We start from the raw sequence: 23,263 nt of genomic DNA, 5'->3' as shown, positions 1-23,263 counted from the left end.
CAACAAAGCCCAGCGGCTCCATGGATCGGATTGATCGTCACTACCTGCCGATGATCCAGTATCCGATATCCCACTTGAAACGGGCAAGAGACAGATTGTCGAGGCTCCGAGTTCAAGCCGCCTGCGGCAGAACAAGGGCGGCCCTCAGGCCGGGATCGCGCTGGGTCAAGACGATGTCGCCGCCGTGCTGACGGGCAATTGCGCGGGCGATCGAGAGGCCAAGGCCAATTCCCCCGGTCTCCCGCGACCGCGACTCTTCAAGGCGGAAGAATGGTGTGAAGACTTCCTCTAGGTCGCCGAAAGGAATACCCGGCCCTTCGTCCTCGACGAAGATGGTCACACCCTTTTCGTCGGTGACAAGCCGGACGTCGGCGCCGCCGGCATAGCGGACCGCATTCTCGATCAGATTGCGCAGAACACGTTTCAGTCCCTCTGGACGGCAACGGTAGTCCTGCCTCTCTCCGGGCACGAAACGGACAGGATGTCCTATTTCGGCAAGATCGTCGCACACGCTTTCGACCAAAGCCGTCAGGTCGATGGTCCGCGTCGGTTCGCTACTCGTGTCCTGGCTGACGAGGGAAAGAGTGGCTTCGGTCATCGCCTGCATCTCGTCGATGGTTGCAAGCATCCGGTCGCGCAATTCGGCGTCGTCGACCAATTCCGCCCTCAAGCGAAGAGTCGTGAGCGGGGTGCGTAGGTCGTGGCCGATTGCGGCCAGCATGCGGGTGCGGTCCGCCACGAAGCGTTGGAGTCGCTCCTGCATGCTGTTGAAAGCGACGGTCGTGCGCCTGATGTCCTCGGGTCCATGTACCGCTAACGCTGATACCTGCTCGCCTCGACCCAACAATTCGGCCGCCCGGGTCAACTGCCGCAGCGGGCTCGCGATGCGTCGCACAGTCAACACCCCGACAAGGGAAACAAGTATCGCCGTGAGAGCCAGCGACAATGGCAAATGGGTACGCCAGAGCGCCGGATTGATGTTCTTGTAATGCGCAGCGTTGAGCACCCGTCCGTCACCGATCGGAACGATCACACCGGCCCCATTCTGCCGCGCAAAGTCGAGGGACCGGGTAAGGATTGGAAGCTCGGAACGGTCCGCCGTGGAAAGCGACCATTCGGCACCCTCCATGAAGTAACCTGCATCGACGCCGGCAGGCAGGCGATACCCGGCGTTGGCCCTCCCCTCTTCTCCGAGGATGTCATGAAGCGGCACCTCAAAACGTTCGAAGGCCTGCTGCACCCAAGACTCGATCGCTACCTGTCGGTCGTTGGAGATCCAGAAACGCGAGGTATCCGTGCTGGAGATCGGCAGGAGTTCGTCCAGCAGGTCCGGAGGCACCGTCTGAGCCAAACGAGCCACCGCGGCGGCACGACTGGCGAGTTCCGCTCGGGCAGCCGCGCGCAGGTCACTCTGCAGGTAGTCCCATAGGATCGCGAAGCCGATCGCCTGTGATGCGAAAAGCGCGACCAGCATCGACAAGAGCAACTGTGCCGTCACGCTTTTTTGCAGGATGCCCACTAGGCGGTTCAATCTGCGAAGACCTCCGGCATGAAGCTGTATCCGCCGCCGCGATGGGTCTGAATGATGGTGGGGGATTTCGGGTCGCTTTCCACCTTGCGGCGTAGACGACTGATCTGGTTGTCGATGGACCGGTCGAATGGATCGGCCTCACGTCCTACGGTCAAGTCCAGAAGCTGATCGCGGCTAAGCACCATGCCAGGATGTTCGACCAGCACTTTCAGCAACCGGAATTCGGCGGTTGACAGTGGGATCCCGACCCCGTCGTCACCTTGCAGTTCTCGCCGCGACAGGCTGAGTACCCAACGGTCGAAACGCACGACACCGGGCCGTCGAGCGGCCCGCTGAGGAGGCAGGCTGTTCACCCGGCGTAGAACGGCTTTGATGCGGGCGACGAGCTCACGAGAAGAAAACGGTTTGACGAGGTAATCGTCGGCACCAAGTTCCAGACCGATCACGCGATCTGTCTCGTCGCTCCGCGCGGTCAGGAATATAATAGGAATGTCCGGCCCCGACCGCGAACGCAGTTCCCGGCAGAGTGTCAGGCCGTCCTCGCCCGGCATCATGATGTCGAGCACGACCAGGTCCGGCGCCCCGGTCTCGACGATCCGCCTGAGGCCGGTGCCATTTTCTGCAGTGCTGACCCGATAGCCTTGTTGCTGCAGATATTTCGAGACCAAGTCGCGGATATCGCGGTGATCGTCGACGACGGCAATGTGGGGTACTTGCGTCATGGCAAGTCCTTCAGTGTTAAACTTGTTCCCTACTATATCCCCTTTTTAGCCCAAGGCTCGTTCCAAACTGTATCCGTTTGTAAGCGCCACCGAGCCCAGGCGGCGGCTTCCCCCGATCCCGATACACATTGATACAAACCGCGACCGAGCCGGCACAGCCGCGCGACAGGATCCGGGTAGCGTGCATGAACCGAAGCGCGAGGCAGAAGGTCCAACCGCTTCGCACCACTATCACGAGCACCCGGCAAATACCGTCACCAACCGGGTCCGCAATTGAGTTCAGGAGCCGTCATGGTCACATTCACAGTCAACAACGCTCCAGTCGATCTGGACGTAGACCAGGACAAGCCCCTCCTTTGGGTGTTGCGCGAGGACCTCGGCATCCTCGGCCCAAAGTACGGCTGCGGTGTGGCCCAGTGCGGCGCCTGCCGGGTTCTCGTCAACGGCGTGTCCGTACCCTCCTGCGTGACCTTCGCAGGCGATCTCGAAGGCGCCGAGGTGGTGACGATCGAAGGGCTCGCCGAGCCGGATGGAACGCTCTCGGTCGTCCAGCAGGCTTGGATCGACGAACAGGTACCGCAGTGCGGCTTCTGTCAGCCGGGCTTCATCATCGCGGCGACTGCGCTTCTGGCGTCCAACCCAAACCCCACCGACGCCGAAATCGATGAGGAAATCTCCAATATCTGCCGATGCGGAACCTATCCCCGCATCCGGCGGGCAATTCACCGGGCCGCCGCGGCGCTGTCCGAAACCTGATCCGAAATCGAGGTCATCCAGATGCCACGTTTGCTATCCCGTCGCAGTTTTCTCATTACCGGCGCGGTGCTCAGCGGCACTGTCGCGGTCGCAGCCACCGCTGGCATAGGCTATCTGGCAAGCGTGGATATCGACGGCCCGGACGGGTTTGTCGACGGCGACCGCGCGGTGCTGAATGCGTTCGTCGCTATCTACACCGACGGCACGGTCTCTGTCTTCGTGCCGAAAACAGAGATGGGCCAAGGCATTCACACCGGCATCGCCATGCTGGTGGCCGAGGAACTGGGCATTCCCTTCGACAACCGCATATCGGTCGAACATCCGACAGAGGTGCTCCCCGTCTATGGCGGATGGGCATCGCAACTCGGCATCCGCCCCGAAGAGGCCAGCGGCCCACTTCACTGGCTGGGGCGACGCGCATTGGGTGCGGCCTCAATCGTGTCCACAGGGGCCTCGTCGTCGACGTATGAATTGTGGACCAGTCTGCGTCAGGCCGGTGCTGCGGCCCGCCACATGCTGGTTGGCGCCGCCGCAGCCGAAATGGGCGTGGCGCCCACTGAACTGACGACCCCGGGCGACGGCAGCGTGGTTCATGAGGCGACCGGAACCAGCCTGACCTATGGTCATTTGGCCCTCGCGGCAGCGACAATACCACCGCCCGAGAGCCCGGAGCTGAAGCCGGCTTCAGATTGGCAGCTCATCGGCCGGTCCCAACCGCGCGTTGACATTCCGGCCAAGGTGCGCGGATTGCCGGTCTTTGGCATGGACGTGATCCAGCCCCAGATGCTTCATGCCTCGATCCGGCAAGCGCCCGTGACCGGTGCAGCGGTGGCCCGGGTGGTGAACGAGGCAGAGCTACGCGAGATACGGGGTATTGTTGACGTCGTAGTGATCGAAGACACCAGCGTCGCAGTGATTGCAGACAGCTGGTGGACCGCCGAGCAGGCCCTCTGGCGGGCCGAAATCGCGTGGACGCCAACAGAATGGGACGATCTTTCAGGCGTAGAACTGACCCAACGGATGGAGACTGCTCTCGACAGCGATGAGCCTAACGTAGTTCATGAGGAGGGCGAGCCGTTCCCGGACACGCCTGACCATCTGGTTGAGGCCGCCTACTCCGCACCGCTTGTCACCCATGCCTGCATGGAGTCGATGAATGCCACGGTACTGGTCCGCAGTGACGGCACCGCCGAGGCGTGGGTCTCGTCGCAGTCCCTGACCTCGGCCCGGTGGGGGGTTTCCCGGGGCGCCGCGGCGGCCGGAATCGACCTGGACGATATTACGGTGAACGTGATGCAGAACGGGGGCGCCTTCGGCAGGCGGACCGAGTTGGACGTGGTTCAGCAGGCAGCCTTCCTGGCTGCGCTTCACCCGGATCGACCGGTCAAGTTGCTCTGGTCGCGAGAAGAGGACATTGGACGCGGCATCTATCGAAGTCACGCCCGCGCCCGCCTGCGGGCGGCGTTAGGCGAAGACGGACTGCCCATCGCCTACGAGGCGCGGGTCGCCGGACAGTCGGTCGCGCAAGGACTGATGGGCCGTCTGTTGCCCATTACAGGAGGCGGGAATCCCGAGGGTGACTTCCTAACGTCGGAAGGACTGGAAAGCCCGCATTACGCGATCCCAAATCAGCATGTTGGGTCGCACCATGTCCCCAGCAATATCCGTGTTGGTCTCTGGCGGTCGAATGGCTTTTCGCACAACGTCTTTTTCGCGGAATCCTTCTTCGACGAATGCGCCCATGCCGCGGGCACCGATCCGCTGGAATACCGCCGACGACTTCTGGTGGACAGTCCGCGCCTTCTGACCGTGCTCGACCGCGTCGCCGCGATGGCCGACTGGGGCAGCCCATTGCCTCCAGGCCGGGGCCGCGGCATTGCCATCGGCGGCGCCTATTACAGCGTTGTCGCACAGGTGGTCGAAGTCACGGTGGCGAATGACGGCGAGATCACGGTCGACGAGGTGTCCTGCGCCGTCGACGTAGGCACTGTGATTAACCCGGATCAGGTCATCGCGCAGATGGAAGGTAGCATTCTCTGGGGGTTAACCACAGCGCTGATGAGCGAGAATACCGTGGAGAACGGATCCATCGTCGAGTCGAATTTCCACGACTTTCAGGTCCAGCGCCTGCGCAACGCGCCACGGATCACGGTCGAGATCGTCCCCAGCGAGGAGTTGCCGGGCGGGGCCGGTGAAACCGGAGTGATCCCGATCGCCCCCGCTCTTGGCAATGCGATCTTCGCCGCGACGGGTCATCGAATTCGATCGCTGCCGCTGGCAGCGACCGAAACCATCGGGGAGCGCCAGACCCGGTCGGTCCTGCGGACCGCATACACATGAGAGACAGAAGTCATGCTTGACCACCGCCCATCACCAACTTCGACAAATGATCCAGAGCGCAGGATGCCTGATCTGAGGTTGTTCCTGCGCACCTGGGCCGCGCACCCGCTCCAAGTAGCGGCGGTAGCCCCTTCCAGCGCGGCCCTCGCTCGCCTCATTACCCGCGAGATCAAACCCTCAAGCGCTCCCATTCTGGAGCTCGGCCCCGGAACGGGAGTGTTCACCCGCGCAATTGTCGAGCGTGGCATCCCCCCCGCCAATCTGACACTGGTCGAATACGGGCCGGAGTTCGCCGCCCTGTTGCGCGCGCGTTATCCCGAGGCCCGTGTCGTCGAAGGCGATGCGTCACGAATCCGACCGAGAGACCTGTTTGCCCAAGGGGAAGCCGGCGCAGTCATCAGTGGTCTCGGTCTATTGTCGATGCCGCCACGCACCGTGCTCGCCATTCTTGCCAATGCCTTCGATTGCCTGCGGCCAAGTGCCGGGTTCTATCAGTTCACCTACGGTCCGCGCTGCCCCGTGCCGCGCCCGATCCTCGACCGCCTCGGACTCAAGTCGCGGCGTATCGGCGGGACAGTGTGGAACCTGCCGCCGGCCTCGGTCTACAAGATCACCCGGCGTGCACCTCGACTCCCATCTTCTATCGCTCGAGACAATCCAGCCAGTCGGTTGCCGGGCGAATGACTATTTGGACAGCCCGGGACATGCCCTCGCAAATTGGGCGCTTGGCCATCGTAACCGGAACCAGCGGCATCGGGCTGGAGGCGGCCGCCGCCCTTGGAAGAGCGGGGGCCGAGGTCATTCTTGCGGGTCGCGACCCGAACAAGGGAAGTGACGCGATCGCGCAACTTCGCGCCTTGGTGCCCGGCGCGGTCGTTCGGTTCGAGACGCTGGACCTCGCCAACTTTATCTCCGTATCCACGTTCGGCCAACGCGTCTGCGCCGCCCATGACCGGCTCGACCTGCTGGTCAACAGCGCCGAGGTTATGATGCCTCCGGCACGGCAGGAAACCGACAACGGCTTCGAACGGCAAATCGGGACAAACCACCTGGGGCACTTCGCCCTGACGGCGGCTCTGCTGCCACTCCTGCGACGAGGCTCCGGGGCGCGGGTGATTTCTCTGGGGAGTATTCTCGCACGGCACGGTGCGATCGATTTCGACGACCTCGACGCCGTGAGCAACTATGACCCGATGACGGCCTATTGCCGGTCTAAGCTGGCCTGCCTGCTGTTCGCGTTCGAACTGCAACGGCGGAGCTGGTCCAGTAGTTGGGGGATTACGAGTATTGCGGCGCATCCCGGTATTCCGAGAGATTGCCTTGCAAGGCTAAGCGTCGGCAGACAAACCCTTAGGTGGCGCATCCTCAACTATTTTCCGCTCCTGACTCAGCCTCTCGCGCAACAATCCCTTCCGGTTTTGTTTGCCGCGACATCCGACAACGCATACGCGGGAGGATACTTCGGCCCCGATCGGTTTTGCGAACTCCGGGGCTATCCGGCCGTCGCCAGGGTACCACCGTTGTCGGACGATGCCAGAATAGCAACTCGACTGTGGGAAGTGTCGGAACGGCTAACAGGGGTTTCCTTTGCGGAAGCAGCGGCAACACGGCGCCCACAACTAAGATCTTGGAGTCACGAAACAGATGCCAACGATGATCTCCACTTTCTGCCCATTCCCGTCGGCGGTCTGCGCTAACCGCGTACCGCCGGACGGGAATGGTCTTATCAGGCCAAAGAATCTTTGGCGCCGGCAAGGGATATCAGCGCGGCGCGCGCCGAGCCGGAAACCCGCATCCGTTCAGACCAGGCAGCGAGGTTCTTGCGGTTAGGATTGTTAATCCAGGCTCCTGTCATCGACATGGTGAACATCGTACCAAACAGGAGAATATCGGCCAGCATCATCTTGTCTCCGCAGATGTAGTTGCGGGCCTCCATTTCCTCGTCGAGCATGTTCATTCCCTGTTCGGCCAGGAGGCGATGATAGCGCTGAGCTTCGGGCGCAAGAGTCCGATAACCCATATAAAAATCTTCGGCGTCACTGCTGCCTCGCCACCAGGCGACCACCGGCTGAGCGATTTCGAGATCGACGCGGCGTGTCCACATTCGGACATGCGCGCGGTGCTCAGGCGTATCGCCGATCAGCGAACGCCCTTCCGTCGCCTTCTCGTCCAGATACTCGCAGATCGCGATAATCTCAGTAATGATTTGACCGTCTTGCCCCCGCAAGGCCGGCACCTCGCCGCGACAGTTGACTGTCTCACGGTAATTGCGACCGCGGTTCTCCAGTTCCGCCAAGCTGATGATCGTGGTATCGAGCGCCAGCCCGCCACGCTCGTGAATGAACATGCGCACGGGCATGACGTTGGGGGTCGGGTTGTCGGCATCGTAGAAGAGCATTGTCTTGTCCTGCGTCAATTGTTGGTTTCGTGGCCCATATGTACAGATCAGCAGCCTGCCTCGGATGCCCGATGGTCCCGGATGATTGCCTGATCCTGCTGGCGGCTTGATTTTTTTCGGCAATAGTCGTCTCGTTCGGGCATGAGAGATCTGGCCATCATGAAAGCCCTGGCCCGGCGCCACGCAGGTGCGTCGTGTCCTGCAATGCCTCGCCTGCATCTGTTTCAGGTCGACACTCCGAACGAAGCGGCAGGACTGGTTTACGAGCCGGTCGTCTGCCTTGTCCTGCAGGGGCGCAAGCGCACCGTCATCGGAGATTCCATGCTAGAGTACGGACCGGGCGAGTGTCTCGTGGTCGCGGCAGAGGTCGCCGCGATGGGGCAGGTGATCGAGGCCACGTCGGCAGAGCCATTTCTGTGCCTGAACCTGCTGCTCGATCCTGCGGTGATTTCCACCCTTCTGCACGACATGGACGGGTTGACCCAGGCCGCGGCGCGGTCCGGCTATGGCGTCACGCAGGCCGGCCCGCCCCTGCTCGAGGCGTGGCGTCGACTCGCAGAGCTGCTCGACCGCCCCGATGAAGTCCACGTCATGTCACGGCACGTCGAGCAGGAGCTAATATTTCGCCTGCTGATGGGCCGACAGGGGAACCTGCTGCGGCAGATATCGGCTACGGATTCCTCGCTCTCTCGAATACGGCGCGCGATGGCTTTCGTTCGTCAGCGTCATGCCGATCGGCTGACCGTCAATGCCATGGCGTCCGTCGCTGGGATGAGCGTGTCGGTGTTTCACCGGCGTTTCAAGGCCGTGTCTGGTCTCAGCCCGTTGCAATATCAAAAGCACGTCCGGTTGCACGAGGCGCGCCGGAGGCTGACGACTGAGCAACTGGAATCCGCTGCGGTGGCCTATGCCGTCGGCTACGAAAGCGCGTCCCAATTCTCACGCGAATACAAACGGCTTTTTGGTGCCCCGCCCCGTAGGGATGCCGATGCTCTCAGGAAGATCATGATTCAGGAGTGATAGGATTGGTGCCGGACCCTCCTAGTACTACCTATCGGCAGATCGGCGGGGTCACTCAGTCAGTCGTCACAACAGCTCCCTTCCAAGTTGTCGCGACAGCAGGACGGCGCGGCGTCGTCCGCCGCGACGCATAACGCCTTGCAAGCCTTCTGGAAGGTGGGCTGGCCCGCATCCTTGTGATTTGTGCCGAGGGTCACCCGGCCAGGATCTTCTCCGGAGTAATCGGCAACTCACGGGTCCGCACCCTCCTGAAGATGCCCGTCTCACAGCATGCGGCGCAGGAACGAATAGAACCGACTGTCGTTCACCCGGCTCCAGTTGATACGCATGCCCGGCGGATGCTCCTGACATCCCGCCTGAAAGAGCGATCCGGGCGCCAAGAAAATGCCATGAGCCGAAGCTTCGCGCGCCATCTCCAGATCATCGAGATCGTCGGGAAGCTTCAACCAGCCATAAAGTCCGCCATGCGGTTCCGCAAAAAGCGACAGCCCGAGCGATGACAGCCGGCGCATCCCCTCGGCTCGTGCTTCTGAGAGCCGCCGGGCCATCGTGAACTTGATCTTCTCGTAACGTCGGCTGCGGATCAGGTTCGCGATGATGCGCTCGGCATAGCTCGAGCTGCTGACCGTCAGGATCATCTTCAGCTCCGCCAGGCTAGACGCAATCCCTGGGCGCGCGATGATGTAGCCTGACCGCAGCGAGGGCGAAAGGGTCTTGGAGTAGCTGCCGACCTGGATCACCCGGTCGAACAGGTCGAGATGCGCCAGCCGCGTGCCCTCGATGCCGGGCAGGTCCAGAAAGGGATCGTCGTCCACCACCAGCATCTCCTGCCGTTCGGCGACCTGAAGGATGGCATGGGCGATGGGCAGGGCGATCGAACAGCCCGTGGGGTTCTGCCCCAGCGACTGCGTGAAGAAGATCCGGGCACCATGCTCTAGCGCCAGGCTGCGGAGAGCGTCCGGATCGGGACCGGTGGACCGGCGCGGCACGCCGATCACCTTGGCCCCTGCCAGCCTCAGCTTGGCGAAGAGAGGGTAATACCCCGGATCGTCCACCAGCACCGGGTCGCCAGCGCTAACAAAGCGCCGGATGAGAAGCTCGAGCGCGTGGTTGGCCCCGAAGGTGGTAACAATCTGCGAGGGCGTCACTTCGATCCCCTGCGCCAGTTGCCCAACGGCTATGCATTCGCGAAGGGCCAACAGCCCGTGTGGCGTTCCGTAGCCACCTTCGCCGACCCCAAGCGTCAGTGCCGGCACCGCCTTTAGCAGCCAGCTCGCGGGTGGGCGGCCGTCGCCGGCCAGCACCGTGTGCGGCCGGTCTAGCTGGGCGCGCAGCAGCGAGAGGGTGTCGATCGCCTCCTGGAGGTTTGCCGGCTCCTCCGCCATCGAGGGCACGTACGCGACGAAGAACCCCGCCCCCGGCCTCGAGGTGACAAGGCCCCTTGCCACCAGCCGGTCGTACACAGTGACCATGATATTCTTGGACACGCCATATTGCTGGCTGGCCTGCCGGAGTGAGGCGAGCCGCGCGCCATGCGGCAGCTCGCCCTGCGTGATGCGGTTCTTGAGCGCGTCGAAGATGCGGTCTGTCTTGGTCTGTGCCATTGAATAACTGTACCATAAATCTGAGCCATACAGTACAGGCTCAATTTTGCAAACTGTACCAATACAACTCGTCGAAGACGCGCCAGAACTGCCGCGGAACTGGGAGGGCTAAATGACTGGAACAGCGGAAGGCGCGCAGGCCGGCGTCGCCAAGGATCTCGGCTCGCGCCTAGAAGGCATGCGCGACATGGAACCGCAGGCGCGGCTTGACGCCGTTGCTGCGGCGGCTGGGCTAGAGGCCACCGACAGGGACACTCTGGCAGGCAACTCGCTGCCGCTCACCACCGCAAACGGCATGATCGAAAATGTCATTGGCACCTTCGAGCTGCCGCTGGGCGTCGCCACCAACTTTATCATTAACGGGCGCGAACATCTCGTGCCGATGGCCGTCGAGGAGCCCTCGGTGGTGGCCGCGGCCTCTTATATGGCAAAGATCGCCCGCAGCGGCGGCGGCTTCACCGCAACCTGCACCACCCCGATCATGCGGGCGCAGGTGCAGGTCCTGGGGCTCAGCGATCCGCGCGGCGCACGCGCCCGGATCCTCGCGCATCGCGACGACCTGATGGCGCTGGCCAATTCGCGCGACACCGTCCTGGTGGGTCTCGGCGGCGGCTGCAAGGATATCGAGGTCCATGTCTTCGACGACACCCCCATCGGCGCGATGGTGGTCATGCACCTGCTCGTCGACGTGCGCGATGCGATGGGCGCCAACACGGTCAATACCATGGCCGAACTTCTGGCCCCCCGGATCGAGGCGATCACCGGCGGCAAGGTGCGCCTGCGCATTCTGTCCAACCTCGCCGACCGCAGGCTGGTCACTGCCGGTGTGCGCGTGCCCGCCGAGGCGCTGACCACCAAGACCCTGGACGGCGCCGAGGTGGCCCGCGGCATCGTCGAGGCCTGCGCCCTGGCCATCGTCGATCCCTACCGGGCGGCGACCCATAACAAGGGCATCATGAACGGCATCGACCCGGTGGTGGTGGCGACCGGCAACGACTGGCGCGCCATCGAGGCCGGGGCCCATGCCTATGCCGCCCGCTCGGGCCGCTATACGTCGCTGACGCACTGGGAGATCGACGCCTCCGGCGCGCTGGTCGGCACGCTCGAGATGCCCATGGCGCTTGGCATCGTCGGGGGGGCGACGCGCACCCATCCCGGGGCGCAAGCCGCGCTCCACCTGATGCGGGTGGACTCGGCGCGGGAGCTGGCCGAAATCGCCGCGGCGGTGGGCCTGGCCCAGAACATGGCCGCGCTGCGGGCGCTGGCCACCGAAGGCATCCAGCGCGGGCACATGACGCTGCACGCCCGCAACATCGCCATCACCGCCGGCGCCACCGGCTCCGACATCGACCGCGTGGCCAAGGCCATCGTCGCAGCGGGGGACGTCAGCGTCGCCTGCGCAAAACGGGTGCTGGAGGGCACCTGACAGGATCATAACGGGAGGAAGACCATGACCAGATCCAACCGGCGCGGCATACTGCGCCTCGGGGCGGCCGCACTCGCGGCGCCCGCCATCGTCGCCGCGACCTCGGTGCGCGCGCAGGGTACGACCACCTGGCGTATGCAGGCCCTCTGGGGCGGCGGCACCACGCCCATGGAGTTCGAGGAGCAGTTCTGCGCCCGCGTCTCCGAACTGACCGGCGGCTCGCTTCAGATCACGCCCTTCTCGGGCGGCCAGATCGTCCCCGCGGCGCAGGCCTTCGACGCGGTGCGCGGCGGCGCCTTCGAGTTGATGAAAACCTTCGACGGCTATACCGCGGGCAGGATTCCAGCGCACGGCTTCTCGTCCACGGTGCCCTTCGGTTTCCCCGAGGCGGACCAGTACGAAGCCTGGTTCTACGAGCGCGACGGCCTCGAACTGGCACGCGAGAGCTATGCCTCGGCCGGGCTGACCTACGTCGCCCCCACCGTCTATGGCGAAGAGCCGATCCATTCGCGCGTGCCGATCACCAGCATCGCCGACCTGAACGGTCTGAAGGGTCGCTTCGTGGGCCTTGCCGCGGCGGTGATGGCCGATTTCGGCGTCGCGGTCTCGCCGCTGCCGACCTCCGAGGTCTACTCGGCGCTGGACCGGGGACTGGTGGACATCGCCGACCGCGGCGACATCAAGGCCAACTATGAAGAAGGCCTGCACGAGGTCGCGGGATACCTCGTGCTGCCGGGCATCCACCAACCCTCGACTGCCACCGCCTATGTCGCCAACACCCGCGCCTATGATGCGCTCGACGACCAGCAGCGCGCCGCGCTCGAAGTGGCGGCCCGCGAAGTTTCGGGGGCCCTGCGGCAGAACATCCTCGTCGCGAACGGCGAATACATCGCCAGGTTCCAGGAGGCGGGGGTCGAGATCGTCGATCTCGATCCGCAAGACATCGCGGACAACCGCGCGCGCGCCGTCGAAAGCTGGGCCCGCGCGGCAACCGATGATCTGTCCACGCGCATGATGGAGTCGCAGGTCGCCCTGATGCAGGAACTGCGCCTGCTCTGACAGCCGTCAGGGGCCGGCCTGTTCTTACGGGCCGGCCCTACCCTTTTTTCCGGAGTCCGCCATGCTGCCCCTTTCCCGTGGCATCACCGCGCTGAACCGCGGTCTTTTCGCCGCCGCGAAATGGCTCGTCTACGCCATCGTCCTGCTGATGCTCTGGGAGGTGCTGTCGCGCTACCTTCTGGCAGCGCCGACCTCTTGGGCGCCGGAACTCGCGACGCTGGTCTTCGGGCCGTTCTTCCTGCTCGGCGGGCCCTATCTGCTGCATCTCGGCGGGCATGTCGCGGTCGATATCGTGTCGGCCAGGGCCGCCGGCAGGCTGGCCACCGCGCTGACCCTCGTGGGACTGTTTCTGGCGGCGGCCTTCGGGCTGATCCTGCTGTGGTTCGCAGCCCCGCTGGTCTGGCAAAGCTACAGCTACGGGGAAACCAGCTACTCCGCCTGGAACCCGCCGATCTGGCCGGCCAGGCTGTTCCTGCCGCTGGCCGCGCTGCTGCTGACCTTGCAGGCGCTGGCGGATGCCGTCGCGGTGCTGCACGGCAGCCATCCCGGACTCGGCGGCGGCCCAGATACCGGCCCCGAAACCTCCATGAAGGCGCAGTGACATGGAAAGTTCGCTAATCCTCGCCTTCATGTTCGTCTCGCTCATCGTCTTCATGCTGAGCGGCGCGGGCCTGGCCTTTGTGCTGGGGGCCATCGCCTTCATCTCGACGATCCTGCTCTGGGGTCCGGCGGCGCTCATCGTGGCGGTGCTCAACACCTTCGAGACGATGACGTCGGAAAGCCTGATGGCGATCCCGCTCTACGTGCTCATGGCCTCAATCCTGCAAAAATCCGCGATCATCGACGCGCTCTACGATGCGATGGAAACCTGGTTCGCGCGGATCAACGGCGGGCTTGCGGTGGGCACCATCGCGATCTGCACCATCCTCGCGGCCATGACCGGCGTGGTGGGCGCGGCGGTGGCGGCCATGGGCATCCTCGCCCTGCCCTCGATGCTCAAACGCGGTTACTACCCGCCGCTCGCGCTCGGCGCGATCTGCGCCGGCGGCACGCTGGGCATCCTGATCCCGCCCTCGGTCATCACCATCGTCTACGCCATCACCGCGCAGATCTCGATCGGCCAGATGTTCGCGGCGGGCATCGTGCCGGGCCTCATCCTGGCGGGAAGCTATATCGCCTATATCCTCGTGCGGACCTGGATCAACCCCGCGCTGGCCCCCGTTCCGGACGACATCCAGGACGTGCCCCTGCGGGTCAAGCTGTCGAAACTCAAGAGCCTGATCCTGCCCGCCTTCGTCGTGGTGGGCGTGCTCGGCTCGATATACGCCGGCATCGCGACCCCGACCGAGGCCGCCGCGGTCGGCGTGCTCGGCGCGGCCGCCTCGTCGCTGGTGACGCGGCGCTTCTCGCGGTCGATGCTCTCCGAAAGCGCTAGCGACACGATGCGGGTGACCGCGATGATCCTCTGGATCACCATCGGTGCGCGGGCCTTCATCTCGACCTTCGTCGCCACCGGCGGCGCGGATTCGCTGCTGAATTTCGTCGAAACGCTGGAGGCCTCGCGCTGGCTTGTGCTGGCTGCGATGATGCTGATCCTGATCTTCCTCGGACTGTTCCTCGACGAGATCGGCATCATCCTGCTCTGCGTGCCGGTGTTCCTGCCGATCGTCACGGCGCTCGACTTCGATCCGCTGTGGTTCGGCGTGCTCTTCATGATCACGGCGCAGATGGCCTATATCACCCCGCCCTTCGGCTACACGCTGTTCTACCTCAAGGGCGTGCTGCCCAGGGACATCGGCATCGGGCAGGTCTATCGCGGCGTGGTGCCCTTCTTCCTGATCCAGGTGGTGATCCTGATCCTCTTCGCGCTGTTCCCGGGGCTGGTGACATGGCTGCCCGAGGCGCTGTCGGCCAATGCGCGGTGATGCGATGCCCCCCGATGTGACGCTCTACGAGGTAGGGCCGCGGGACGGGCTGCAAAGCCGGGGCGGACTGGTTCCGACCGAGGGCAAGATCGACCTGATCGACGCGCTCTCGCGCAGCGGCTTCCGCCGGATCGAGGCGACGAGCTTCGTCAGCCCGCGCTGGGTGCCGCAGATGGCCGACGCGGCCGGGGTCATGGCCGGGATCGAGAGGCGCCCCGGCGTGCGCTACGCCGCGCTCACGCCCAATCTCACCGGCCTCGAACGAGCGCTCGACGCGGGCTGCGACGAGGTGGCGGTCTTCGCCTCCGCCTCCGAGGGTTTCAGCCGCGCCAACCTCAACTGCTCGATCGAAGAGAGCTTCGCGCGCTTTGCCCCGGTCCTCGCCGCCGCGAAAGACGCGAATGTGCCGGTGCGGGGCTACCTGTCCATGGTCATCGCCTGCCCGTTCGACGGGCCGACCGACCCCGCCGTGGCGGCGCATTGGGCGCAGCGGCTGATCGAGGCGGGTTGCTACGAGGTCTCGCTGGGCGACACCATCGGCGCGGGCACGCCCGAGACGCTGGACGCGCTGCTCCGCACCCTGCTCGGTGACATCGCGCCGGGGCGGCTCGCGGGGCATTTCCATGACACCACCGGACGCGCCGCCGAACTGGTGGCGCTGTCGCTGGAGCGCGGCCTGCGGTGCTTCGACGCCTCGGTCGCCGGTCTTGGCGGCTGTCCCTATGCACCGGGCGCCCCCGGCAATGTCGACACCCGCCGCGTGCTCGAGGTGGTCGAGGCGCAGGGCCTCGGCCACGGGATCGACCTAGACGCACTGGCTAGGGCCGAGACCATCGCCCGGGGGCTGACGCGCGGCTGACTGGCGCGGCCCGTCGCGATATACTTGCTTGATGCTGGCCCCTGTCGGTATCGCCATCGGCAGACCGGCAAGGTCAGTCACTCGCCGCAAAGAGTGGCTTCCAAGTTGTCGCGCCGGCTGAACGGCGGGGCTTAGCCCGCCGCGCCGTGTGATTAGTTTCAAGCCTTCTAGAAGGTGGGGCCCGCATCCTTGTGATTTGTGCCGAGGGTCACCCGGCCAGGATCTTCTCCGGAGTAATCGGCAACTCACGGACGCGCAGGCCGATCGCGTCGTAGACCGCGTTGGCCACCGCCGCCGCAACCCCGGTCGCCCCCAACTCGCCAATCCCCTTAGCTCCGAGCGGACCCGACCGTTCATCGAACTCGTCAACGAATGCCACGTCGAGTTCCGGGATGTCGGCATTGGTCGGAATCGCGACGCCGGCCAGGTCCTTGGACAGCCAGCGGCCCAGCACCGGGTCCAGACGGCTCTGCTCCATCGCCGCCATGCCCCAGCCCCAGATGATGCCGCCGGTCATCTGCGACCGGGCGGTGCGGGGGTTGATGATCCGCCCGGCGCTGTAGACGCCGGTCGCCCGGCGCAGCCGCAAGAGCCCCAGCTCGGGATCGACTGCCACTTCGACGAAAATCACCCCGAAGACACGCGACGGGAACCCCTCTGGCCCGGCGTCCGAGAACTCGCCGCCGTTGGGCGTGAATGTGCCGTCGCCCGAGACCTCGGACACTCCGGCCTCGGCCAGGATGTCGCGGATCGGCCGCGCCTCGCCCTCATGGGTCAGTGCGCCGTTCTCGACGCCGACCGCATCGGCGGGCCAGCCCGCCAGCCGCGCCAGACGGCCCCGGACCTCGGTCGCCGCACGGTGCACGGCGGTGCCGGTGCTGATGACCGTCGCAGACGCCCAGGTCGGCCCGGCTTCGGGGAGGACACTGTCGCCTTCGCGCGAACTGACCGCGCTTTCGTCGAGGCCGAGGATATCGGCCGCGATCTGGCGCATCACCGTCGCCGAGCCGGTGCCGATGTCGGAGAAGCTGGATTCGACCACCGCCGTTCCATCCGCCCGCAGCCGCACCCGGGCGCTGGAACCGTAACGCTGCGTGCCCTGGCTGCTGTCGGCCATGCCGTAGCCCAGCCGCCAGTGCCCGTCCCGCGTGCCGCCCGCCGGCCGGTTTCGCCAGCCAAACCGCTCCGCCCCCATCTCATAGGCCTCGCGCAGCATCTTGGACGACCAGGGCTCGCCGCTGGAGGGTTCGACATCGGCGTAGTTCGCAAGCCGCAGGTCGAGCGGGTCCATGTCCAGCTCGCGCGCCAGCTCGTCCATCGCCGAGCCCAGCGCCCAGGACCCCGGCCCCTCGGCGGGGGAGCGTTGGTAGGTCGGCAGGGTCACATTGCCCCGGCGGATGTACTGCCGGTTGTAGATCGCGTCGCAGGCGTAATAGGTCCGGCTCGGCACGGTCGAAAACTCGATGTAATCTTCCGTCACGCCGGTCTCGTTCGAGGCGATGTGGCTGATGCCCAGCAGGCGGCCGTTCTCGTCGGCGCCCAGTTCGACCTCCTGCACCATATGGGGCTGCATGCCCACCAGGGCGTACATCTCGGCCCGCGTCAGGGCCAGCTTGACCGGCCGCCCGACGACCCGCGCCGCCATCGGTACCAGGATCTGATGCGGCCAGATGAAGCCCTTGGGCCCGAAGCCGCCGCCGCAGTGGATCGAGCGGACATGGACCTGATCCATCTCCAGCCCGAAGACCCCGGTGATGACCCCCTGAAGTGCCGCGACATGCTGGATCGTGTCGTGGATCGTGACCCGCCCGCCGGACCATTCCGCGATCACCGCGCAGGGCTCCATCGGGTTGGAATGCCGGCTGGGCTGGGTGTAGGTCCGGGCAATCCGCACCGGCGCCGCGGCGATGGCGGCGGCGGCGTCGCCCTTCTCGAACTCGGCGATGTCGAGAAAGGAATAGTCGCCCCGCCCCGGGTCGGGGTCCACCGGCTCGGCCAGCGCCGGGTCGGTGAAGGCCGCGGCGTCATAAACCACGTCGACCGCCCGCGCGCCCGCCTCGGCGGCTTCCAGCGTCTCGGCAAGGACCATCGCCACCGGCTCGCCCTCATGGGCGATCTCCAGCCCCTGAAGCGGGATGTGCCTTGTCGCGAGGGGCGGCACGTAGAGATCGGCAAAGCTCGGCGCGGGCCGGGGCATGTCGGCCTCGGTCAGCACCCGCACCACGCCCGGAATGGCGAGGGCGGCGGCGGGGTCGATCGACACGATCCGGCCGGAAGGGACCGTCGCCCCGACGAAGGCGGCGTAAAGCTGACCCCGCAGGTTGACGTCGTTGGCGTAGATCGCCTGCCCGGTTGTCTTGGTTGGGGCGTCCACGCGGGTGATGATGTCTCCGATAGCCATCGCTCAGGCCTCCGCTGCAAGTTCGATCACGCGCCGGGCCGCGTTCCGCGCGAGCCGGACTTTCCATTCGGTGCCCGAGAGCGGGCGCGCCTCGGCAAAGGAGGCATCTATCGCATCGGCCACCTCCGGCGCATCCGGGGCGAGGCCCGCCAGACGCGCCTCGGCGGCGACGAGCCGCCAGGGCCGCATCGCGACCGAGCCGAGCGCCACCCGCGCCCGCCGGATCACGCCGCCGTCCATCTCGAGCGCGGCAGCGGCCGAGACGGTGGCGTATTCGTAGCTCTCGCGCTCGCGGATCTTCAGATAGGCTGAACGCGGCGCGGGGGCGGGAAGCTCGATGCCGACGATCAGCTCGCCGGCGCGCAGCACATCGTGCCAGGCCGGGTTCTGGCTGGGCAGGACGTGGAATTCGCGCACGGGAATTAGACGGCCGCCCTCCGGGTGGTCGGTCACGATCACCGCGTCGAGCGCGGCCAGAGCCACCGGCGGGTCCGCCGGATGGACGGCCACGCAATCCTCGGTCCAGCCGAAGATGGCGTGGCGGTCGTGGATGCCGTTCAGCGCGGCGCAGCCCGATCCCGGCTCGCGCTTGTTGCAGGGGGCGCCCTCGTTGGCCCGGAAATAGGGGCAGCGCACGCGCTGCACCGGGTTGCCGCCGATGGTGGCGAGGTTGCGGATCTGGGCCGAGGCTGCCCGGAGGATCGCATGCGACAGGACCGGATAACCCTCGGCGATCAGCGGGTTCTGCGCCACGTCGTTCAGCCGCGCGAGCGCGCCGATGCGCACGCCGCCCTCGATCTCCTCGACCGCGTCCAGCCCCTCGACCCGCGCCAGGTCGATGACCCGCGCTGGCGCATTGATGCCGATCCGCATCCAGTTGATCAGTTCGGTGCCCCCGGCAAGAAAGGCCGCGTCATCGGCCTGCCCGAGGTCCAGCGCCTCGGCGCGGGACCCGGCTCGTGCATAGGAAAAGTCGCGCATCAGCCCAGCTCCTCGGCGGCGGCGGCCACGGCCGCGGTGATCTGCGGATAGGCGGAACAGCGGCAGAGGTTGCCGCTCATCCATTCGCGGATTTCCTCGGGGGAGCCGGTGTGCCCCTCCTCGATGCAGGCCATCGCCGACATGATCTGTCCCGAGGTGCAGAAACCGCACTGGAAGGCGTCCGCCTCGGCAAAGGCGCGCTGTACCGGATGCGGGGTGTCGCCGTCCGCCAGACCCTCGATAGTCGTGATTTTCCGACCTTCTGCGGAAGCCGCGAGCACCAGGCAGGAATTCACCCGCCGGCCGTCCATCAGTACCGTACAGGCGCCGCATTCGCCGCGGTTGCAGCCTTTCTTGGTGCCGGTGAGCTGCATCCGCTCGCGCAGCGCGTCGAGCAGGGTCACGCGCGGCTCGACCGTCAGGGCATGTGCCTGGCCGTTCACGGTCAGCCGGAGGTCGATCCACGCTTCGAAGGCACTTTCTTCGGGCGCGTTCTGGGCGGAAACCTGCCTGGCATGGGCCAGGGACGCTGCGGCCGCGGCTGCGCTTCCCCGCAGCAGCGAGCGCCGGGATACTTTTGGCGAGGTTATCTTCATCTCGTTTCCCTTGCTATGGTGAGGGTGGTGGTCCGGCTTCCCGGCGCCGGCAGGCGGTCCGGCCAGTCGAACGTTTCAGAGCCCGCGGCCTCGGCACCGTCCCGCCTGTGTCAGAGGAGTTGACGAAGTTATCATCGGGTTCCGGGCTTTCGCGCTTCGATGTCGTTGATCATCAAGTTAGAATGCAGGCGCACAGCTAGCCATTCCGCACCGTCCAGCAGACCTTCGCGAGCGTCCCGATGCAGATCGACCCCCTCTCCGACATCCTTTCGCTGCTCCGGCCCCGCAGCTACATCTCCTCGGGTCTGGAGGCAGGCGGGGACTGGTCGCTTCAGTTCGACCCGCAGGAGGGTCTCATCAAATGCTACGCGGTGACCCGAGGTGAATGCCTGCTTCTGGTCGATGGCTGCGACGCGCCCACACACTTGGAGGAGGGTGACTGCTTCGTCCTGCCAAGCGGCAGGCGGTTCTGGATGGGCAACAACCGCGAGGTTGCGGCCGTTGCCGCGCGGGATCTTCTACCCGCGGTGCGCGACGGCGGGATGGTGCGGATCAACCGGGGAGACAGGTTCCAGATCGTCGGATCGCGCTTTGCGGTCGGGGGAGCCCATGCGGCGGACATGCTTGGCGCTCTCCCGCCCATCGTGCATGTGAGCAGGGCCGCCGAGCAAGCCGTGCTGCGATCCTCGGTCGAGATGATGATGCAGGAGATGCGCAACAGCCGGCCCGGCGGGCATCTGGTGTCGCAGCACCTTGCCCATATCATGCTGGTGCAGGCGCTGCGCCACTACCTCGACAGCACCAGCGCGACCGGGCCCGGCTGGTTCGGCGCCTTGGCCGATCCGCATCTGTCACGGGTCATGGCGGCCCTGCACAACGACACCGCGCGGCGATGGTCGCTTCAGGACCTCGCCGCCGAGGCCGGGATGTCGCGGTCGGCCTTCGCCTCCCATTTCAAGGAAAGGGTCGGCAGTACCCCCATCGAATATCTGACCCGCCTGCGGATGCTGCACGCCATCGACCGGCTGGAACACAGCGAGGACACGGTCTCGGTGATCGCGCTCGACCTGGGATATGAGTCGGAAAGCGCCTTCAGCACCGCGTTCAAGCGGCTGCACGGGGTCTCGCCGCGACAATACGGCCGGCTGGCAACGGCGGCCGCTGCGGAATAGGCGCGGGATCCCGCCGCCGCGCGCTCAGGACGCGGCAGCCGGAAGGATCGTACGGATGCGCCGCTCGCCCACCGACTCGACATTGGCGAGGGGCAGCGACCGGAGCCGCCGTCCCGTCGCGGCGAAGATAGCATTGGCAACGGCAGCGGCCGCGGGCACCACGCCCGGTTCCCCTACGCCGCAGGGAGGCTCCCCGCTCTGCACTAGGGCCACGTCGATCCGGGGCGCATTGGCAAGGCGCAGCATGGTGAAGTCGTGGAAGTTCGTTTCCTGCACCGCGCCGTCCTGGATCGTCAGGGCGTTCATCAGCGCGGTGCCGACACCGTAGACGATGCCGCCCTCCATCTGCGCGACCACCGCGTCAGGATTGATGATCAGCCCGGCGTCGAGGGCGCAGAACACCCGGTCCACCCGAACCTCGCCATCGGGAAGGACCGTCACCTCGGCGACCTGGGCCACGACGCTGCGATAGCACGCTTCGATGGCGATGCCCCGGCCCTGCCCCGGCCCGAGCGGCGCGCCCCAGCCGGCCATTTCGGCGACACGGTCGAGCACGGCAAGGTGGCGCGGGCTGTCGCGCAGCATAGCCCGGCGATAGTCCAGCGGATCGGCGCCAGCCGCCGTGGCACATTCGTCCACGAAGCTTTCACTGAAGAAGGTGTTGAAGGAATAGCCGTTCGACCGCCAGAAGTGGATCGGCATGTGGCTCGGGACATGGGCGATGCGGATGCGCCGGTCCGGGATGGCATAGTGCGGCTTGTCCAGACCCTCGAGCGACAGGGCGTCCCCCTCGGGGTTCGGTGTGAACGGCAGGTTGCGGGTTGCGATGGATTCCATCGCGGATTGCGCCGCGACCGTGGCATCGTACCCGGCGGGTAGGCCGTCGGGGCCAAGGGCGGCGCGCAGCCGCGCGGCTGCGTGACTCCGGTACAGGCCGCGCCCGATGTCCTCTTCGCGCGGCCAGATCAGTTTGACCGGGCGGCCCTGCATCCGCGCGGCGAGGAAGATCGCCTCGGACACCACGTCGCCGTCGCTGCGCCGCCCGAAGCCGCCGCCGGTCAGGGTGACGTTGCAGGTGACCTCGCCGAGTGAGACGCCTGCCCATTCCGCCCCTCGCGTCACGGCGCGGCGGGCGAAGGCCGGCGATTGCGTCGGCACCCAAAGCTCGGCGGTACCGTCCTCGGCGATCCGCACGGTGGCGTTGATCGGCTCCATGCAGGCATGGGTGACGAAGGGCACCTGGTACTCGGCCTCGACCAGCCTGGCCCCCTCGGCCGCGAAGACGGCGTCGATGTCGCCCTCGGCCAGATGCTCGTGCAGGTCCTCGCCCCCGAGCCCCTCGAGCAGCCGTTCCTTCAGCTCGGCGGTGGACACGCCATCGGCCCCGGTCGAAGTCCATTCAACGTCGAGACCCCAGGCCGCCTGTTCGGCCTGCCACCAGCTTTCCGCCACCACGGCGACATGGCTGCCGCCGACGATGGCGACATCCATCACGCCGGGGCCCGCGCGGACCTCGTCCTCGTTCAAGATCCGCGCGACCGCGGCGCCGAAGACCGGCGCATGCCGGATCGAGGCATACACCATGCCTGGTAGGACCACGTCCATCCCGAACACCGCCGTGCCCCGCACCTTGGCCGGCACGTCGATGCGCGGCTGCGACCGGCCCGCGATTTGCCAATCCGCCGGGTTGCGCAGGACCGGGTCATCCGGCGGTGACAGCAAGGCAGCCTCGCGGGCGAGTACTCCATAGGGCAGCCTCCGGCCAGAGGCTTCGTGCAGCACCGCGCCATCGCGCGTGGTCAGCTCTGCCTCGGGCACAACCAACCGCGCGGCGGCGGCGGCGACCAGCATGTGCCGCGCGGATGCGCCCGCAACACGCATTGGATGCCACATGCCCATGGTCGACCCAGAGGCCCCCGTGGCGATGAACCCCAACTGCCCAAGAACCCGGCGGCCGATCCAGACAACGGGGCCGGTCGCCTCCTCTGGTCGGATCTGAAGCGCGTTGAACCAGTTCGAATAGGCCGGATGCGGCTCGGTCGGGAAGACAACTGAAATACGATCGTCCCAAGGGATATCCAGTTCTTCCGCCACCAGCATGGCAAGTCCGGTGTGGATCCCCTGCCCCATCTCGGTCTTGGGCACGTTCACAACCACGCGCCCGTCCTCGTGCAGGATGACGAAGGCGTTGAGATGGGCCAAATCGCCCTCGATATGGCCGTCCAGCCCGTCCACATCGAGGGTCGAGAGGTAGCCGACACCGCCGACCGCTGCAACGAGAGCGGTGCCGCCCAGAGCGGCCCCAGTGATTAGAAATGCACGGCGCGATGGGAAGCGGGGCATCAAATTCTCCTTGAGGCGTCTGATAGGGTCCCCGCCGCGACCGGCAAGCCGCGGCGGGAGTTCGCTTTTTTTGATCAGGGTTAACCCGTGCGTGTCGCAGAGCGTTGTCGGCGCCGTCGCGGAGTGTATC

19 protein-coding genes are annotated in these 23,263 nt (G+C 65.8%); 11 read left to right on the top strand and 8 right to left on the bottom strand.

The annotated features are described in order from the left end of the window. Positions 1–112 precede the first annotated feature (112 nt). On the bottom strand, positions 113–1,531 hold the full coding sequence (locus D3P35_RS11350; RefSeq protein ID WP_232830463.1) for an ATP-binding protein: 1,419 nt from the start codon (positions 1,529–1,531) through the stop codon (positions 113–115). Next, the gene (locus tag D3P35_RS11345; protein WP_118134840.1) at positions 1,528–2,253 is read right to left on the bottom strand and encodes a response regulator; all 726 of its coding nucleotides are present in this window, start codon (positions 2,251–2,253) and stop codon (positions 1,528–1,530) included. Before D3P35_RS11345 ends, D3P35_RS11350 begins: the two co-directional genes overlap by 4 nt. Before the next feature lie 291 nt (positions 2,254–2,544). On the opposite strand from D3P35_RS11345, the gene D3P35_RS11340 reads away from it, so the two are divergent. The 4 genes from D3P35_RS11340 to D3P35_RS11325 are packed head-to-tail and all read left to right on the top strand — an operon-like array spanning position 2,545 to position 7,046. Beyond that, positions 2,545–3,009, top strand: coding sequence for a (2Fe-2S)-binding protein (locus D3P35_RS11340; RefSeq protein WP_118134839.1), 465 nt, complete (start codon positions 2,545–2,547; stop codon positions 3,007–3,009). Between the two features lie 21 nt (positions 3,010–3,030). Further along, complete coding sequence (locus D3P35_RS11335; RefSeq protein WP_118134838.1) at positions 3,031–5,349, top strand: molybdopterin cofactor-binding domain-containing protein; 2,319 nt, start codon at positions 3,031–3,033, stop codon at positions 5,347–5,349. Positions 5,350–5,361: 12 nt separating this feature from the next. Continuing rightward, positions 5,362–6,033 (top strand): class I SAM-dependent methyltransferase, encoded by a 672-nt coding sequence (locus D3P35_RS11330; RefSeq protein ID WP_232830462.1) that lies wholly within the window; start codon positions 5,362–5,364, stop codon positions 6,031–6,033. Beyond that, positions 6,030–7,046: an SDR family oxidoreductase gene (locus D3P35_RS11325; RefSeq protein ID WP_118134836.1), complete on the top strand. Its 1,017-nt coding sequence runs from the start codon at positions 6,030–6,032 to the stop codon at positions 7,044–7,046. The genes D3P35_RS11330 and D3P35_RS11325 overlap by 4 nt, the downstream gene beginning before the upstream one ends. Positions 7,047–7,075: 29 nt before the next feature. Here the strand turns inward: D3P35_RS11325 and D3P35_RS26135 are convergent, their stop codons facing one another. Beyond that, a complete protein-coding gene (locus D3P35_RS26135) occupies positions 7,076–7,747 on the bottom strand; it encodes a glutathione S-transferase family protein (RefSeq protein WP_198670578.1) in 672 nt (223 codons plus the stop codon). A 159-nt stretch (positions 7,748–7,906) separates the two neighbouring features. Between D3P35_RS26135 and D3P35_RS11310 the strand changes: the two genes are divergently transcribed. Beyond that, entirely contained in the window at positions 7,907–8,767 is an 861-nt protein-coding gene (locus D3P35_RS11310) for an AraC family transcriptional regulator (RefSeq protein ID WP_232830460.1), read from the top strand. Between the two features lie 263 nt (positions 8,768–9,030). Here D3P35_RS11310 and D3P35_RS11305 read toward each other — a convergent pair whose 3' ends face one another. After that, entirely contained in the window at positions 9,031–10,371 is a 1,341-nt protein-coding gene (locus D3P35_RS11305) for a PLP-dependent aminotransferase family protein (protein ID WP_118134834.1), read from the bottom strand. A gap of 112 nt (positions 10,372–10,483) precedes the next feature. Between D3P35_RS11305 and D3P35_RS11300 the strand changes: the two genes are divergently transcribed. The 5 genes from D3P35_RS11300 to D3P35_RS11280 all read left to right on the top strand — a co-directional run bounded on the left by D3P35_RS11300 (position 10,484) and on the right by D3P35_RS11280 (position 15,640). Then, entirely contained in the window at positions 10,484–11,797 is a 1,314-nt protein-coding gene (locus D3P35_RS11300; RefSeq protein ID WP_118134833.1) for a hydroxymethylglutaryl-CoA reductase, degradative, read from the top strand. A 24-nt stretch (positions 11,798–11,821) separates the two neighbouring features. Beyond that, positions 11,822–12,856 (top strand): TRAP transporter substrate-binding protein DctP, encoded by a 1,035-nt coding sequence (gene dctP / locus D3P35_RS11295; protein ID WP_118134832.1) that lies wholly within the window; start codon positions 11,822–11,824, stop codon positions 12,854–12,856. Positions 12,857–12,917: 61 nt separating this feature from the next. After that, the gene (locus D3P35_RS11290) at positions 12,918–13,457 is read left to right on the top strand and encodes a TRAP transporter small permease subunit (RefSeq protein WP_118134831.1); all 540 of its coding nucleotides are present in this window, start codon (positions 12,918–12,920) and stop codon (positions 13,455–13,457) included. A gap of 1 nt (position 13,458) precedes the next feature. Beyond that, positions 13,459–14,781: a TRAP transporter large permease subunit gene (locus D3P35_RS11285; RefSeq protein WP_118134830.1), complete on the top strand. Its 1,323-nt coding sequence runs from the start codon at positions 13,459–13,461 to the stop codon at positions 14,779–14,781. 4 nt (positions 14,782–14,785) lie between these two features. Further along, positions 14,786–15,640, top strand: coding sequence for a hydroxymethylglutaryl-CoA lyase (locus D3P35_RS11280; protein ID WP_118134913.1), 855 nt, complete (start codon positions 14,786–14,788; stop codon positions 15,638–15,640). 208 nt (positions 15,641–15,848) lie between these two features. On the opposite strand, the gene D3P35_RS11275 is transcribed toward D3P35_RS11280, so the two are convergent. Genes D3P35_RS11275 through D3P35_RS11265 form a run of 3 tightly spaced genes read right to left on the bottom strand, consistent with a single transcriptional unit; the run spans position 15,849 to position 19,618 of the window. Then, on the bottom strand, positions 15,849–18,041 hold the full coding sequence (locus D3P35_RS11275) for a xanthine dehydrogenase family protein molybdopterin-binding subunit (RefSeq protein ID WP_118134829.1): 2,193 nt from the start codon (positions 18,039–18,041) through the stop codon (positions 15,849–15,851). A gap of 3 nt (positions 18,042–18,044) precedes the next feature. Beyond that, entirely contained in the window at positions 18,045–19,022 is a 978-nt protein-coding gene (locus D3P35_RS11270) for a xanthine dehydrogenase family protein subunit M (RefSeq protein ID WP_118134828.1), read from the bottom strand. After that, positions 19,022–19,618 (bottom strand): (2Fe-2S)-binding protein, encoded by a 597-nt coding sequence (locus D3P35_RS11265; RefSeq protein ID WP_118134827.1) that lies wholly within the window; start codon positions 19,616–19,618, stop codon positions 19,022–19,024. The genes D3P35_RS11270 and D3P35_RS11265 overlap by 1 nt, the downstream gene beginning before the upstream one ends. A gap of 239 nt (positions 19,619–19,857) precedes the next feature. On the opposite strand from D3P35_RS11265, the gene D3P35_RS11260 reads away from it, so the two are divergent. Further along, a complete protein-coding gene (locus D3P35_RS11260) occupies positions 19,858–20,790 on the top strand; it encodes an AraC family transcriptional regulator (RefSeq protein ID WP_198670577.1) in 933 nt (310 codons plus the stop codon). A gap of 24 nt (positions 20,791–20,814) precedes the next feature. Here the strand turns inward: D3P35_RS11260 and D3P35_RS11255 are convergent, their stop codons facing one another. Beyond that, complete coding sequence (locus D3P35_RS11255; RefSeq protein WP_118134826.1) at positions 20,815–23,133, bottom strand: molybdopterin cofactor-binding domain-containing protein; 2,319 nt, start codon at positions 23,131–23,133, stop codon at positions 20,815–20,817. Positions 23,134–23,263: the final 130 nt, after the last annotated feature.

This window comes from Oceanicella sp. SM1341, from assembly GCF_003448965.1.
In the GTDB taxonomy this organism is placed as follows: Bacteria; Pseudomonadota; Alphaproteobacteria; order Rhodobacterales; family Rhodobacteraceae; genus Paroceanicella.
Note: the sequence above shows the minus strand (reverse complement) of the source record. Positions and strands in the feature narration are given on the sequence as shown.